Raw genomic sequence first — 14,588 nt, 5'->3', positions numbered from 1 at the left:
GTTCTCCTGCTCGAGTTCCTTGAGCCGTTTGGCCTCGGTGGCTTTCATGCCGCCGTAGAGCTGCTGCCAGCGGTGGTAGGTGGGAGCCGATACCTCCAGGGTCCTGCAGGCGTCGGCAACCGTCTGGCCCTGGTTGAGGAGCTGCTCAGCGGTGCGCAGCTTGCGGATGATTTGCTCGGGAGTGTGGCGTTTGCGTTTCATGGGGCTTCTCCTGGCCAAGTCTGGCCGGTAGGGAAGCTCTCATAAGGACTGGTTCAGTTTCCGGGGTCCACGTCACTGCACTCGGACAATGGCGCCCCCATGCGCTCATTCACCTTGGCGGCCAAGCTGGCGGAGCTGGGCGTCTCTCTCTCGTTCTCGAGGCCACGTGTGAGCAACGACAACGCCTATGCCGAATCGTGGTTTCGCACGATGAAATACCACCAGAGTTATCCGCTACGGCGCTTCCGGGAACTGCTCTCGGTAAAAGCCTGGGTGGATGGCTTTGTCGGCTGGTACAACGCTGAGCACCGGCATAGCGGCATCAAGTATGTGACGCCCAATCAGCGGCACTACGGCCAGGCCGTTGGGATCTGTGCCATCCGTAAGCAGACCTACGAAGAAGCTCGGCAGAAGAATCCGCAGCGCTGGAGTCGTCACATCCGTGACTGGAGCCAGCCACAGGTTGTGAGCATCAACCATCCCCGACCGCAGACACCTGTCGCGGCTTGACCCTCAACAATCCAGGCCCCCGTGGCTGTCCGATGGCGCCCCTCGGTGGGCGCGATCGGCAACAGCCGCGATCAGGGGCCGGCAGCTCCATCCTCAACCACAGTCCCGTATCGAGATGATGACAACGATCGAGCCTCGAGGCCCTGATCCTTAACCCGCAGTAAGCTCAATCACGGTGCTCAGCTCAGCACCCAGAGCAGACAACTTTCCTGATAGGTCCCGGGCCCATCTGCTGGCCTTGCTGGAGCTCAGCTCCGCTTCCTATCGCCGCCAGGTGCTGACTGCGCTCAAGGACACTTCGGATCTCGTCTTTCTCAGCCAGTTGGCGCGGGTGCGGTGCACCCCTGAAGCGGAGGTCGAGCTTCTCGCCCACTATCTGAACGTCAACATCTCAGCCGGCGCAAGGGTGCTTCTGTTCGGGCATCCCACCCAGACCGCTTCTCACCTGACAGGGCTGGTGAATGGGTTGCAGCGCCGGCTGGGCCTGGGGAGGAGCCTCCAGCTCGCCCCGATGCTCCCCAAGGAGTCTGGGCAGCCTCGGCTGGCGGTGGAGCAGATCATTCAAATTCTTGTTACGGCGCCTGGGGTGCCACAGTCCACGGTGCACGTCTTTCAGTCGGCCATCCTCCCGCTTCGCATCCTGTTCCCCACCGTTCCGGTTCGCTTTGGCTACGGGGCTGATCGGATCCGGACCCACTTCTTCCCTCAGGCGGCGGAGCGCCAGCTGCTTTTTGAGGCTTCCATGGCGTCATGCCTGTGCCTTGCCCCTGTTCCGGTTTGATTCGGGAGCCCTCTCTGGTTCATCCCATGCTCGGAGGCGTGAGGCCATCACAGGGATGTGGCTCAGTGGTCAGGCATCTCCTTATCCCACCGTTGCTTGTGCTTCCCCAGGTCTGGCGTCTCCGGATCCTGCACCAGAAGCTCAGCGACCCAGTCCGTGTCGAGCGGTGGTGATCCACGCCAGTGGCTAGCCATCCACCAGGCGAACACCGGCATCGGTGCCAGCCGCATCGGCAGGCGGCTGAGCAGGCTGAGTAGAGCGGCTGAAGGGCTCACGCTGCTCTCCTTCACCTGGCGGTGGTAGAAGCTGAGCTCCCGGCGGAAGTAATCCCAGCCTCGTCGACGCAGGCGATGTTGCCGGTTCACCCGTGCCGCCACGTTGTACAGGGGCAGGTTGATCAGGCGGTGGCCGCGAGCGGCCATCCGCAGCCACAGGTCCCAGTCTTCGAAGCCGGGGCAGTTGCGGTAGCCGCCTGATTCCAGCATGGCCTGCCTGCGCATCCCCACTGTCTGGTGGTTCATCGGGTTTCGCCAGGACAACCACTGCTTGGTTTCTGCAGGATCTGTGGGAGTGCGGCGAGAACTGAATCGGCCGCTGGTCTCGTCCACCTCAATCAGCTGGCACCCAACCACACCTGCGCCTGGATCGGTCTCCAGAGCGGCCACCACAGCAGCAGTATGACCTCTGCTGTAGAGATCGTCGCTGTCGATCCTCAGGATCAAGGCGCCGCGGCACAGTGGAGCCACCTTCTGAAGCAGTGCGCCGATCCCGGCTGGTTGCGGTTGCTCCAATAGCCGGATCGGCAGACTGGTGTTGCCGATCACCTGATGGAGGGAACTGGGCAGGGGACCGTCGCCCGCAATCAACAGTTCATCGGCCCAGAGGGATTGCCGCTCTAGTGAGGCCAGTGCTGTCAGCAGAAACTCAGGCCGCTCTGAGGGCGCCAGGGGCATGAGCCAGCTGATACTTTTGGTAGATGAGCGAACGATGGGGTTCTTGCGAAATCAGTGACACGAACAGGATTTTATGCATCTCCTGTGCCTCCAAGGGCGATGTGATCAAGAAGTCCTTCCCCAACTGCTGCCTCCAAAGCAGAGACGGCACCTTTGACAGGCCCAACACCCCTATGGAGTTGCATCAGCAGAGCCCTGACCCGTCCCTGCCTCAAGCTGGATCCCTTGCGCCTGAGCGCAGCATAGTGGATTGTCGTGGATAAACTTGATCCTGACAACCGCTTACGCCTGCTGCTGATCTTCGTGGCGTACCACCCCAGCGAGGAGGAGGTTGAGCATCTGGCCGCCTGCCTGGCCAGTCTCCCCATCCATATCGGTTACGCCGTTGTCGCCAATGACTATCTTGACAGGGAGCCGGTGGATCGCTTGGCGCCTGCCGCGAAGCTGTTCCTGCCCATGGAGAGCAACCTCGGCTATGGACGAGCGGTGAACAGGGCAGTACGTGAGTGGCGGCGCCGCTTCCGCTTGCCGGCGTGGATCAGTGCCCTCAACACCGATCTCAGCTGGGCGCCCGGCAGTTTCGAGGACCTGCTGAGTTGGCTGGAGTTGCAGGATCAAGTGACACTGGCTGTGCCGAGGATCGTAGATCCGTCGGGGCAGCCGCAGCAGTTGTGCAAGCTCGACCCCACGCTGCTGGGCCTGCTCAGCCGGCGTTTCCTGCCGGACGCGCTCAAGCCGGCCTGGTTGCGTCGTTACGACAGCCGCTATGTGATGGCGGATCGGGACCTCGACACGGTTTTCGAGGTGCCTTACCTGAGTGGTTGTTGCATGTTGATCCGGACATGTTCCTTCCTTGCGGTGGGCGGCTTCGATGAGCGCTACTTTCTCTATCTCGAAGATGCCGACCTCACCCGCCGGCTGCGCACCCTCGGGCCCACGGTGCATCTTCCTTTGGCCTCGATAGTCCACGCCTGGGGACGCGGCAACCACCGCAGCTGGCGCCTGACCCTTGTGAATCTCCACAGTGCCTGGATCTACTTCAGTACCTGGGGACTCAGGTTCTGCTGATCGGGGTCTCGCTGGCTGATGGGCTCTGGGCTAACGCCGCGTCGTAGACCCTGGTATAGGCCTTCAGCATGGCCTGGACGCTGAATTTAGTGGCCGCCAGCCTGGCCAGGCTGCGGTGATGCTCAAGCTTCTGAGGATCATTCACGTAGCTGAGGATGGCTGCGGCGAAGGCCTGGCAGCACACCTTCCCCTGGCTCAGGGGAATCGTCATGCCAGCGCTGCCTTCAGTTGTTGACAACATGCTGGCGATCTCGCCGATGTCTGAGGCCAGGTAGGGCGTTCCGGCTGCCAGGCATTCGATCAGTGTGAGGGGTTGGCTTTCCCCTGTAAAGAAGCTTGGAAGGATGCCGAGATCAGCTGTGGCAAAGAAATCCCGGCTGTTGGGCTGGAGGCCCAGAAAGTGAACCCACTCCAGGGAGGCCTGCTCCCGGAGGCGGTGCCGCTCAATCCCGTCGCCGATGATCAGCAGCTGCAGATCACGACTGGTGTTGGCCCTGGCTAGGCGCACGGCCTCAATGGCTTCTTCCCAGCCTTTTTCGCGAATGGCCCGGCTCACCAGACAGACCACGAAGGCGTTGTCAGTCAGACCAAGATGCTCCCGGCTCACGGGGCGAATCGGTGTGTCGTCGATCGCATTGGCGACCTTGGTGAGGCGATCCTCGCTGATGCCCAGCTCCAGTAACGCGGATCGGTTGTTGTCGGCCACGTAGGTGGCCTGGCTCACCCAGGGGCCCAGCATCGGTCTGAGTTCCTTCAGGCGTTCTGGGCCAAGGCTGTCGTACATGCCGTGGGAGGTGAGCACATGGCGCACGTCACACACTCCCTGGAGAAGCTCGCAGAAGCTGACATCCACCCAGGCGTGATGGGTATGCAGAATTTCGATGCCCAGATTCTGAATCAGCAGCGACAGGCTCTCCAGAGAGTCGAGCTCGATCAGGGGAATGCCCGGCCGAAGCATCGAGCGGATGCCAGGGTCGCTTGGATATTGCCGGCAGTTCAGCATGGTGACTGCATAGCCCGCCTGATGGAGGCTGTTGGCCAGACGAATCGGCAGGATTTCGCCCCCACCGGGGATCAAGGCATAGGTGGCGATCATCACGTTGGCCAACCTGCCCTGATGGCTGGGGCTGGGGGAGGTGAGCTCATCAATTCTGTGGCTGAGAGCTGTGGGTATCGCTTCGTTGCGATGCCGCTGCCAACGCTGGAGCAGGGCCTTCTGAAGAAGGGCTGGATGGCCCTGGCTGAGCTTGTAGAGCTTCAAGACTGTTTCGGCCAGAACAAGATGTTCCTGAAGATCCTGTTCGCTGCCATGCAGCGACACTGATGTGTTGCTGGGATGTTGTCGGTAGTGGTTGATGGCCTCGGGGTTGTACGCCACCAGGCCGGCGCGGATGAGATGAAGATAGAAATACCAGTCGCCGCACATCCTCAACCCCAGCAGGATAGGGTCCTCAAGTACGGGCAAGCCTTCGACGCGGCGAAAGAGTGCGCCACTGGCATTGACGACCAGATTCTTGTAATTCCAGACCCGCCAGACCAGTTGATGGGCTGATTCAACGAATGACTGTGTCCAGATCTTGGCGCCAAGTTCAGGCAAGTACTCCGCCAGGCTCCAGACGGTCTGCTTGCCATCTTCGCTGACGAACTGAGTGGATCCGAACGCCAGCATCACGCCTTGATTCCGAAAAACCGGCACCAGCTTCTCGAGAAAATCCTCGGCGCAGAAGTCGTCACTTTCGGCGATCCAGATCAGATCCCCCTGGGCGGCCTGGATGCCCTTGCGCCACTGGCTGAACGGTGATCCCGAGTTGGCTTCATTCGCCAGCAGTCGGGTGAACTGCGGGTGCTGCTGCTGAAATTGTTGCAGCAGGGGCAGGCTGTTGTCGTTGGAGGCATCATCGAGGAGAATCACCTCGAAGTTGGTGTAGGTCTGCTCGGCAATGCTCTGCAGCCGCTGCTCCAGAAATTTGGCATGGTTGTAGCAGGGGACCACCACGCTGACCAACGGGATGTTCTTGATGTCCGTTGTGTTGTCGACGCCGCTGAAGAAGATGGCCTGCAGGCTCTGAAACGGCTGGGAGCGCAGGCGCTGCAGCACAACGATGGCCCGCCTGCGCAGGTGCAGGAAGAGCAGATCATGCAGGCCTGGCGCCATGGGCCTGACGTGCAGGAACGAGAGGCGTCTGGCCTTCCTGGCCAGACGACGGGCCAGGTGGACCGGGCGAAACCTGCAGTTGCTGCTCAATCAGCCTCCTGGTGGATGTCCAGACTGGCCCATGGCCGTGGCAGCCAGGCCAGCCAGATTCTCATCGGAGAGGCCTAGCCATTGCCCTTGGCTACCGGGCCCTGTTTAGAAGACGTTTCACCCGTTGACGCAGGTGCTGAAAACGAGCCACAGATCCTTCGGAGCTGGCCATGGCCTCTGGTTGAAGGCGGCTGCTCAGCCGCGCCAGGTGCTGGATCGACGGGTCGGAGGCGCTCAGCGCCAGCAGCTCGCTGTTCAACCAGCGCACGCGCTCGGGAAGCTCTGCGGGCTCTGGAGCGGCGCTGAGGCTGTGGCGGTGCTCCGGCTTGATCAGGGTCAGGGCGGCAGAGAGCTCTGCCTCGCCACCGCCATTACGATCAGGGCGGCTGAATGCCCTCAGCCTTGCCAGCTGTTGCCGGGAGGACGCTGGATCAAACCAGTGGCTGTAGTGCACCACCAGCAGGGGACAGCTGATGCCATCGAGCAGGACCTGGCGGTAATGACGCCACCAGAGTGCCTGGGCCCGCTGGACTGTCATCCCGGCCGCCTGCTGATCACGTCGCAGCAGGGAGTGCACCACTTCGCAGGGTTCGCGCACACTCAGGACGAGCCGCACAGGCAGCCCCAGCTCGCCAGTGAGCTCCAGCCAGAGGGGCAGCAGCAGGCTGGTGCGGGGATCCTTGATCGCCCAGGGGCCAACCTGCCGGCTGCTTTCGTCGATCAACAGGGCCCGTAGGGTCGCGCTGACCCTGAGGGCACTGTCCGACTCGAGCCAGCCCTCGGGCAGGGGCAGCAAGCCCTGGCTGCCTGGCCACCAACGCTGTAGATCGATCAGCATCTGCTCCTGCAGGGCCGTCACGTCGTGGCGTTCGTAGTAGCCCTCGGGGTTGTGCTGATCGCCCGCGATCAGGGGGCCGGGCAGGGGCACCCCCAAGGCCGGCAGCAGGGAGCCCAGCAGGGAGGTGCCGCTGCGGTGCATGCCCAGCAGCAGGATCAGCGGAGACGCTTGCGTCATGGGCCGTAGACCCGTTGCTCCCACTCCGCCCAGAGGGGATTGACGCAGCGCTGTCTGGCCAGGTCTTCCGCACTGAAGGGAACAGATTCAGCAGGACCGCTACCGCTGGGGCTGTTCGCTGGACGGGCGTTCTCGCGGGGCAAGATCCCCTCGAGCAATTGGGCGCCGGCCGACGGGAGCAGGGGTAGCAGGTGCCGGTTGAGGTCCTCGGCCAGATGCTCCAGGCGCAGCGTGGTCACCGAGTCCCCTGGGTCGAAGTAGCGCAACCACCAGTCGGCGGCGACCCAGACGCCACCGAGCCGCAGGGAATAGAAGAGCCCGCTGCGCACGGGCTCAAGCGGCAGATCCGGCAGGCCCATGTGCCGTCGCTTGTGGCGCCAGTCGCTCAGCAGCCAGCTGGAGAGCCGCCGTGAGCTGATGAACCGGCGCCGATCCCCAGCTCGCCAGCTGCCCCGACTCTCCCGCAGGGTCACCGAGTCGTGCTTGGCGCGATCGGAGTCGGCGTCGACCTCCACAGCCGGCAGGGCCAAGGACCGGAACAGCCGGTTCATCGTGGTGCCCCCCGTCTTGGGTAGATGCAGCCAGAGAAAGCTCTCAGCGATGATCACGGAGCGAAGACCGATAGCCGCCCGGACATTGTATGGAAGGAAGGCTCCCGGATTTTCTCGTTCCCGGGGCCCAGAAGGGGGGAACCACCACTCTGCAGGCCCTGCTGTCGGCTCACCAGCAGGTGTTTCTGCCCGCTGGCAAGGAGGTGCACTACTTCAGTCTCCACTACGAGCGTGGTGCCCACTGGTACGGCGAGCAGTTTGCGGATGCAGTGCCGTCGCAGTGCTGCGGTGAAATCACTCCTTATTATCTCTTCCACCCCGAAGCCCCCAGGCGCATTCAGGAGCTGCTGCCCGGCGTGCGCCTGGTGCTCTTGTTGAGAGATCCGGTGGAGCGAGCCGTTTCTCAGTACTTCCATTCCGTGCGCCTGGGCCTGGAGCCCCTCAGCCTGGAGCAGGCCCTCCTGGCCGAGCCGGAGCGGCTGGCGGGCGCCGAAGCGGTCCTGGACACTCCGGGGGGGCGTCACCGCAGTCATCAGGAGCACAGCTATCTCGGCCGCAGCCGCTATGAGCAGCAACTGGAGCGCTATCTACGCCTGTTCCGGCGGGAGCAGCTGTTGATCCTGCGCAGTGAGGATCTGTTCGTTGAGCCGGGGCGGATCTGGCAGCGGTTGCTGGCCTTTCTGGACCTGGAGTTCCAGCCACTCCCCAGCGGCGGAATCCGTGCCAATGCTGGACGGGGAGAGGCTTCCGGTGTGCCGCTGACCGTTCGGCGCCTGCTGCGGCACCATCTGGAGCCCACCTATCAGGCCATGGCCAGCCATTACGGGATCGTCTGGTGAGTCTGTCCACGTCGTCCAGCCTGGCCCTGGAGGGCCGATCCGCCCGGGTGGCGGCACCAGCCAAGGCTGGGAGTTCGTGGATCGAGGGCCTGGAGCTGGCCCGCTCCGCGGCCACCTTTCTGGTGCTCTGGGTCCATGGCATCGACCTGCTGCCGGAGGCCTGGCGGCCTTACTGCAATCCGGTGGTTCTCAGGCCCGGCTGGTGGGGTGTGCGGATCTTCTTCGCCATGAGCGGCTACCTGATCGGCCGGGAGGTGTTGCGGGTGATTCTGAGGCACTCCCGCAGGGGATCCGTCACCTTTCTGCTGCGCCGCTGGCTGCGCACGGTACCCACCTACTGGATGGTGCTGGCGGCCCTGGCGGCACTGCAGCCGGGCCGCTGGGGAGGGGAGGTGGTGTGGCGCAATGCCCTGTTTCTGCAGAGCCTCACCTCCGTGGAGCCGAGCCTGCTGGAGGTGGGCTGGAGCCTGGTGATCGAGGAGTGGTCCTACCTGATTCTCGGTGTGGTCGGACTGGTGGTGGTGGCCCTCTGGCGCCGTCCACCCGATCGCCGGGTGGTGCTCGGGATCTCCACAGCGGTGGTGGTGGCGGTGATCGTGGTGTCGATCGCCGTGCGCCTGCGTTATGCGGCTGGACCTGATCCCAGCTGGGGGGTGCTCAAGAAGGTGCTGACGCTGCAGCTCGATTCCCTGGCCTACGGGGCGCTGCTGGCCCTGCTGGCGGCGGCGGCACCGGCCCTGTTCCAGCGCCTGAGCCAGGGAAGCTGGCGGAACCTCGCCGCCTGCCTGGCCGTGATGATGCTGGTCAGCCTGGCCCTGCGCCAGCAGGGGGAGCTGGGCTGGATCTCCGACACCCTGGGCTGGCAGTGCCTGGCGGCCGTGGGTTATCCGCTGTCAGGGCTGCTGAGCTGCTGGTTCCTGCTGGCCCTCTGGCCGTTCAGCTTCACGATGCTCTGGTCTCCCCTGGTGCTGCCGATCAGAACCCTCTCCACGGTGAGCTACAGCCTCTACCTGCTGCATCTGCCCTTGCACCAATGGTTTGTGGGCTCAGCCAAGGGCCTGGCCCCGTTCATCGGCTACCTTGCTGTGTCGATCGGGGTGTCCTGGCTGGCCTGGTCGGTGCTGGAGAAGCCGTCCCTGAGCCTGCGCAGACTGCTGCGATGAAGGCAGCCGCATTGCGGCACCAGCGAATTTGGAAATTGATCCGCTCGACTCATGCATTGGCAGCAGAGGCTTCAAGGCGGGGCTGGAACATGAACATTGAGTAGATGACGTTGCGTCGCATCGAGGTCATCATGTCGAGGAACATGTCATAGCCCTCGTTCTTGTATTCAATCAGGGGATCCTTCTGGCCGTAGCCTCGCAATCCCACGGATTCGCGCAGGGCGTCCATGGCCTGGAGGTGCTCCCGCCAGAGGGTATCGATCTGCTGGAGGATGAAGAAGCGCTCCGCTTCTCGCATCAGGCCAGGCCTGGCCTGCTCAATCTGGCTCTCCTTGAGGTCGTAGGCATTGCGGAGCTGCTCACGCAGGAAGGCTTTAAGCTCCTCGGTGTTGAGGCCGGCGAGCTGATCTGGGGTGAGATCTTCCAGCAGGTACACGAATTCCTGAACTTTGGCTACCAGTTGGGCCAGATCCCATTCCTCTGGGGGGAGATCAGGGTTCACATAGGCCTCGACGATGTCGGACATCGTGCGCTCGCCGTAGCCGATCACCTGCAGCTTGAGCTCACGGCCCTCGAGTACACGCCGCCGCTCAGTATAAACGGCTTTGCGCTGATTGTTCATCACCTCGTCGTACTCAAACACCTGCTTGCGGATGTCGTAGTAGTAGGTTTCCACCTTCTTCTGAGCTCCCTCCAGGGAGCGGGTGAGCATGCCTGATTCAATCGGCATGTCTTCTTCGACACGGAAGGCATTCATCAGGCCGGCCACTCGTTCGCCGCCGAAGATGCGCAGCAGGTTGTCTTCCAGCGAGAGGAAGAAGCGCGTGCTGCCGGGATCGCCCTGACGGCCGGCGCGGCCGCGCAGTTGATTGTCGACCCGGCGCGACTCGTGGCGTTCCGTGCCGATCACATGCAGACCGCCGGCCTGGCGCACCTGCTCCTCTTCCTGTTGAACCACCGCGTCGTATTCGCCCCGCACCCGGGCGATCGTGTGACGCAGCTGCTGGATCTGGGGATCCTCAGCGGGGGCCTTCTCCGCAGCCTGGGCGATGCGGTCGTCCAGTTCCAGCACCGTGAGGGCCCGATCACCCCAAGCCTTCACCAGCTCGCGGGCCAGCTCCACCAGCTCATGGTCGGCGTCCCCGCTGAGGTCGCAGGGATAGAGAGCGCCGATGGCCCGAGCTTCACTCGGAGCCGCCGGAGCTGCCGCTGAGGCATCGGATCCGAAACCGGCTGCAGCGGCCTGGCGCTGCAGAGGAACCGGCGGCTGATGCTCGTCTTCGGGCCGCACCAGGCGCGGCAGCAGCACCTCCCGCAGCTTGAGGCGAGCCATGTAATCGGAGTTGCCACCCAGGATGATGTCGGTGCCGCGGCCGGCCATGTTGGTGGCAATGGTGACGGCCCCCGCTCGCCCGGCCTGGGCAATGATCTCGGCTTCGCGCTCCACGTTCTCGGGCTTGGCATTGAGTAGGTTGTGGGGAATGCCCTGTTCAGCTAGCAGGCCGGAGAGCAACTCAGACTTTTCAACGCTGGTGGTACCCACCAGCACCGGCCTTGACGCCTGGTGAATCTCGGCAGTTTCATTGGCCACGGCGCGCCACTTCGCCACCTCGTTTTTATAGACCTGATCCACCAGGTCTTGACGGGAGAGCGGCCTGTTGGTGGGCACCACCGTGACTTCAAGCTTGTAGGTTTTCTCGAACTCCACCTCTTCGGTTTTAGCGGTGCCGGTCATGCCGGCCAGGCGCGGATAGAGCAGGAAGAAGTTCTGGTAGGTGATGCTGGCCAGGGTCTGGGTTTCGGGCTGGATCGGCAGCACTTCCTTGGCTTCGATCGCCTGGTGCTGGCCATCGCTCCAGCGCCGTCCCGGCATCACCCGGCCGGTGAACTCATCAACGATCACGGCATCGGAGCCGCGCACGATGTAGTTCACATTCTTGACGAACAGTTCTTTGGCCTTGAGGGCGTTGGTGATGTAGTGAGCCCAGGGGTCAGCGGGATCGAACAGATCCAGCACCCCCAGCAGCTGCTCGGCCTTGGCATAGCCCTCATCGGTGAGGGTGACATTGCGCTGCTTCTCATCCACTTCATAGTCGCCCTCGGGATCGATGCCGTCCTTGGCCATGCCCTTGGCGCGCTCCAGGGCGGCCGCAATCTCGGCCGCACGCATGTATTTCTCCTGGGGGCGCTCCACCTGGCCGGAGATGATCAGCGGCGTGCGCGCTTCGTCCACAAGGATCGAGTCGACTTCGTCGATGATGCAGTAATGGAAATTGCGTTGAACCACCTCATCGATGTCATTCGCCATGTTGTCGCGCAGGTAATCAAACCCGAGCTCACTGTTGGTGGCGTAGGTGATGTCGCAGCCGTAGTTGCGCCGCCGATCGGGCGGGGCCATGTCCTGCTGGATCAGGCCCACGGAGAGACCGAGGAAGCGATGCACCTGGCCCATCCACTCGGCATCGCGGCGGGCGAGGTAGTCGTTGACGGTGACCACGTGAACGCCGGCGCCGGTGAGGGCGTTGAGGTAGGCAGGCAGCGTGGCCACCAGGGTTTTGCCTTCGCCAGTTTTCATCTCGGCGATCTGGCCCTCGTGCAGCACCATGCCGCCGATCAGCTGCACATCGAAGTGACGCATGCCCAGCACCCGTTTTCCGGCTTCACGCACCACCGCAAACGCTTCCGGCAGCAGCTCATCCAGCAGCTGACGCTGGTTGGAGGGGGAACTGGCCTGCTCAAGCCGCTGACGGAATTCGGCGGTCTTGCCGCGCAGCTGCTCGTCGCTGAGGGGGGCAATCTCCTCCTCCAGCAGATTGATGTCCGAAACGATCGGCTGGTAGCGCTTGAGCTTGCGAGCGTTGGGATCCCCCAGCAGCAACTTGAGCATGTCGCATAGTCACTTGTTGATGACAGTCTATCATTGGCATCTCAAGGCCTGCTTGAGCTCATGGGAGGGAGGTCCGCGGACCTTAAAAGATTATAACTCCAGATTTTTCAATGCCAAGTAGGGACTCCTGAAAATGTTTTCCGGCCCGCGGGCGCCTGATTTGGCCGAGAGCTTCATTGTCACAGGGCTTGCAAGGACGATGAGATCGACAGAGCCAACTCTCAGAACACTGGCACAAGGATGTGCTCAGAGTCCACTGGTGACTCCCATGCCTTCAGACACCCAAAGATCCAGCCGAAAAGAACGACAAAAAAGAGGCGGAGGAGCCTCCGGATCTTCTCTGCGCACATCACCAAAAATGCCTTAGAGATCGAGGTTTCTGCACCCTTTTGCCAGGCGAGCCATGATCAACTTGAGTGCATACTTCCTCTTTCCAGACCCAAAGACTCCCTCCACCTCGTTTCGTTTGCGCTGGTCTGCGCTGAGCAACTGCTTGTAAGCCGCATTCACCTCGGGATCCTTCGGTGGCCTGCCTAATCGCTTACCAGATAGCCGTATACTATTTCTGGCGCAGAAGTGTCGATTCTTGGTGTTGATATAGATGCGATCGGCGCAGATTCGCTCGGGATAACAGCCGTACTCTTTCTTGTATTTTAGGGCTTGAGGAATCAGGCCCTCCCCTTCATTGTATGGATCCCAGCTGAGCCTGTGCAGGAAGGCAAAGCCATTCCGAATTGACACACTGATCTTGGCGCCGACCTCAACAGCGGCTCTTGCTTTGCCACGCACAATCGGGCGGACCTGTCGCTGAACCAGATTGACAATTCGGTCGGGCATGCTGCGTGCCTTGGCGTTGAGCACGATGCTTTGTTGGCGGCGTAGCTCGTTGATCACGAGAAGCTTCTGCCACCAATGGGTCTTCAGGCCAGAAAGCACCGCACCGGAGGCGATTAGGGCATCGACTGCATCAAGGTTACGCTGTAGGTAGTCGAGCTGGCGATGTATAACGGCTTTAATCTTGCGGCGACGCGGCTTCTTCTGCTTGGTAACACTGAGGAAGTTAGCACGTGCCCTTCCGCAATCATATCGTGGACGATGTGATCGCAGATCTGAGCGCTGATCGCAGAGGTCATCGATGATCCGTTCGGTCGACTCCCTCGCCTTGTTCAGCAACTTTAGATCAGTTGGATCAGTGATGTCAGCTGGGGTGCATGAGGCATCCATCGATGGTGAGCGTTCCCCAGTTCTTTCCCTCTGGCCAATCAGCAGGCTTCACAAGGTCGTCGAGTGAGAGCTGGTTGCCAGCATCGGCATCTAGACCGTCAGAGTCTTCATCGTTGGGGAGTGACGACACGGCCTCGATCACCATGGCTTTCCCGCGTTCGGCAATCAGTTCATTGATCCGAATGAAATCTTTCTCCGAGAATCGCTACTCTTCGAGAAGGCTGCGCCTAGCGGAAATGAACCATCATCGATGGGTCGAATGGGGCCTTGCTGGAATAGCCAGCAAACCCAAGGAAAAACTGCATATAAGCATTTTCCCGGATCTGCTCGAAGGTTTCCTCATCGGTCAAGCCAAGCCGCTGCTTGATGAACAGCGCACCAAACGCTAGCCGCACAGACTTTGCGGGAGCACCAGTCGTGAGGCTGAAATGAGGGGCGTATGTTTCTTCCAGCTCTTCCCATGGCATTAGCGAGGAGAAAAGCACCTAGCGATTGTCCGGGTCCAACGTGCCGCCAAACGGAACATAGAACTCCTCGATTGAGAGCTGCCCGTTATCGTGTTTCCGATACATCTGCAGCGATCAGCAGTTGTAGCAATCGTCGATTGCTCTGGCTAAGGGCAGTTTAACGCCTTTCGATCACTGAGACCAGTTGTGCTGCAGGCGATTTGTCTTTTCAGGAGTCCCTAGTTAGCCATTGATTGTCGATTGCTTTGCTGCAATAAAGCAAACGAAAGGAATAGGGCCTTAGTCTAACCTGACGCCTAAATATATCGCGAAGGAATTCGCAATACCCAGCTAGTCAGAAATTTAACATTCAGCTTCGACTGTTGATTGCCTCATGAAATAAGACTGGCTTCTGGCATCCCACAAACCCACAAAAGGGTTTTCCGCTGGCTGACTGTCTAAAGAACTCAAACTCCCTGCCATTAGGAGCAGAATCAGCCAACCAACAAATGCTGCCAATCAAGCGGCCGGCCAAGCCATCAAGTAGTCAGAGAAACCAGTCTTTCGCCTGTTACTTAGGGCCTCCTGAGAAAGGCCAAACCGCTTGCACCGCAGTGGATCTGATCAGTTTTAGACGGTAGAATGTACGCAAATCGGCTCATTACTGCCGAAAAGCTGCCCAGAGTTTTCCACATGTATCGACGC

Annotated in this window: 14 protein-coding genes; 5 read left to right on the top strand and 9 right to left on the bottom strand. The window is 61.3% G+C overall.

Annotated elements, in window-relative coordinates; translation table 11 throughout:
* A partial coding sequence (locus tag FPZ61_RS14665; RefSeq protein WP_185467365.1) for a transposase occupies positions 1-201 on the bottom strand: 201 nt, incomplete at its 3' end.
* Positions 202-315: 114 nt separating this feature from the next.
* On the opposite strand from FPZ61_RS14665, the gene FPZ61_RS14660 reads away from it, so the two are divergent.
* Positions 316-711, top strand: a complete 396-nt coding sequence (locus tag FPZ61_RS14660; protein ID WP_185474888.1) for an integrase core domain-containing protein — start codon at positions 316-318, stop codon at positions 709-711.
* Positions 712-886: 175 nt separating this feature from the next.
* Positions 887-1,492: a hypothetical protein gene (locus tag FPZ61_RS14655; RefSeq protein ID WP_185467363.1), complete on the top strand. Its 606-nt coding sequence runs from the start codon at positions 887-889 to the stop codon at positions 1,490-1,492.
* Between the two features lie 62 nt (positions 1,493-1,554).
* On the opposite strand, the gene FPZ61_RS14650 is transcribed toward FPZ61_RS14655, so the two are convergent.
* The gene (locus tag FPZ61_RS14650) at positions 1,555-2,445 is read right to left on the bottom strand and encodes a glycosyltransferase (protein ID WP_185467362.1); all 891 of its coding nucleotides are present in this window, start codon (positions 2,443-2,445) and stop codon (positions 1,555-1,557) included.
* Between the two features lie 255 nt (positions 2,446-2,700).
* Here FPZ61_RS14650 and FPZ61_RS14645 point away from each other — a divergent pair, with 255 nt between their 5' ends.
* Positions 2,701-3,513 carry a glycosyltransferase family 2 protein gene (locus FPZ61_RS14645; protein ID WP_370593486.1) on the top strand — a complete coding sequence of 271 codons (813 nt, stop codon included), beginning with the start codon at positions 2,701-2,703 and terminating at the stop codon, positions 3,511-3,513.
* Here the strand turns inward: FPZ61_RS14645 and FPZ61_RS14640 are convergent.
* The 3 genes from FPZ61_RS14640 to FPZ61_RS14630 all read right to left on the bottom strand — a co-directional run bounded on the left by FPZ61_RS14640 (position 3,500) and on the right by FPZ61_RS14630 (position 7,381).
* Positions 3,500-5,668 (bottom strand): glycosyltransferase, encoded by a 2,169-nt coding sequence (locus FPZ61_RS14640; RefSeq protein ID WP_185467361.1) that lies wholly within the window; start codon positions 5,666-5,668, stop codon positions 3,500-3,502. The two genes, FPZ61_RS14645 and FPZ61_RS14640, sit on opposite strands and share 14 nt — an antisense overlap.
* A gap of 181 nt (positions 5,669-5,849) precedes the next feature.
* Positions 5,850-6,773, bottom strand: a complete 924-nt coding sequence (locus FPZ61_RS14635; protein WP_185467360.1) for a hypothetical protein — start codon at positions 6,771-6,773, stop codon at positions 5,850-5,852.
* On the bottom strand, positions 6,770-7,381 hold the full coding sequence (locus tag FPZ61_RS14630) for a hypothetical protein (protein WP_185467359.1): 612 nt from the start codon (positions 7,379-7,381) through the stop codon (positions 6,770-6,772). The genes FPZ61_RS14635 and FPZ61_RS14630 overlap by 4 nt, the downstream gene beginning before the upstream one ends.
* Before the next feature lie 32 nt (positions 7,382-7,413).
* Here FPZ61_RS14630 and FPZ61_RS14625 point away from each other — a divergent pair, with 32 nt between their 5' ends.
* Complete coding sequence (locus FPZ61_RS14625; protein ID WP_185467358.1) at positions 7,414-8,163, top strand: sulfotransferase domain-containing protein; 750 nt, start codon at positions 7,414-7,416, stop codon at positions 8,161-8,163.
* Entirely contained in the window at positions 8,160-9,326 is a 1,167-nt protein-coding gene (locus FPZ61_RS14620) for an acyltransferase family protein (RefSeq protein WP_185467357.1), read from the top strand. The genes FPZ61_RS14625 and FPZ61_RS14620 overlap by 4 nt, the downstream gene beginning before the upstream one ends.
* A gap of 49 nt (positions 9,327-9,375) precedes the next feature.
* Here FPZ61_RS14620 and secA read toward each other — a convergent pair whose 3' ends face one another.
* The 4 genes from secA to FPZ61_RS15995 all read right to left on the bottom strand — a co-directional run bounded on the left by secA (position 9,376) and on the right by FPZ61_RS15995 (position 13,904).
* A complete protein-coding gene (secA, locus tag FPZ61_RS14615) occupies positions 9,376-12,213 on the bottom strand; it encodes a preprotein translocase subunit SecA (protein WP_185467356.1) in 2,838 nt (945 codons plus the stop codon).
* A 363-nt stretch (positions 12,214-12,576) separates the two neighbouring features.
* Positions 12,577-13,386, bottom strand: coding sequence for a transposase (locus tag FPZ61_RS14610; protein WP_185467355.1), 810 nt, complete (start codon positions 13,384-13,386; stop codon positions 12,577-12,579).
* 25 nt (positions 13,387-13,411) lie between these two features.
* Entirely contained in the window at positions 13,412-13,582 is a 171-nt protein-coding gene (locus FPZ61_RS14605) for a hypothetical protein (protein ID WP_185467354.1), read from the bottom strand.
* 82 nt (positions 13,583-13,664) lie between these two features.
* A complete protein-coding gene (locus FPZ61_RS15995) occupies positions 13,665-13,904 on the bottom strand; it encodes a transposase (RefSeq protein ID WP_185474887.1) in 240 nt (79 codons plus the stop codon).
* Between the last annotated feature and the right edge of the window lie 684 nt (positions 13,905-14,588).

Source organism: Synechococcus sp. BSA11S (genome assembly GCF_014224355.1).
Lineage (GTDB): Bacteria > Cyanobacteriota > Cyanobacteriia > PCC-6307 > Cyanobiaceae > Regnicoccus_A.
This window is presented reverse-complemented; position numbering and strand designations above follow the sequence as displayed.

Bases quoted from the DNA above. Each gene is read 5' to 3' on its own strand.
- FPZ61_RS14640 (WP_185467361.1), bottom strand. From the start codon at position 5,668: ATGGCGCCAGGCCTGCATGATCTGCTCTTCCTGCACCTGCGCAGGCGG.
- FPZ61_RS14625 (WP_185467358.1), top strand. From the start codon at position 7,414: ATGGAAGGAAGGCTCCCGGATTTTCTCGTTCCCGGGGCCCAGAAGGGG.
- secA (WP_185467356.1), bottom strand. From the start codon at position 12,213: ATGCTCAAGTTGCTGCTGGGGGATCCCAACGCTCGCAAGCTCAAGCGC.
- FPZ61_RS14650 (WP_185467362.1), bottom strand. From the start codon at position 2,445: ATGCCCCTGGCGCCCTCAGAGCGGCCTGAGTTTCTGCTGACAGCACTG.
- FPZ61_RS14605 (WP_185467354.1), bottom strand. From the start codon at position 13,582: ATGGTGATCGAGGCCGTGTCGTCACTCCCCAACGATGAAGACTCTGAC.
- FPZ61_RS14635 (WP_185467360.1), bottom strand. From the start codon at position 6,773: ATGACGCAAGCGTCTCCGCTGATCCTGCTGCTGGGCATGCACCGCAGC.
- FPZ61_RS15995 (WP_185474887.1), bottom strand. From the start codon at position 13,904: ATGCCATGGGAAGAGCTGGAAGAAACATACGCCCCTCATTTCAGCCTC.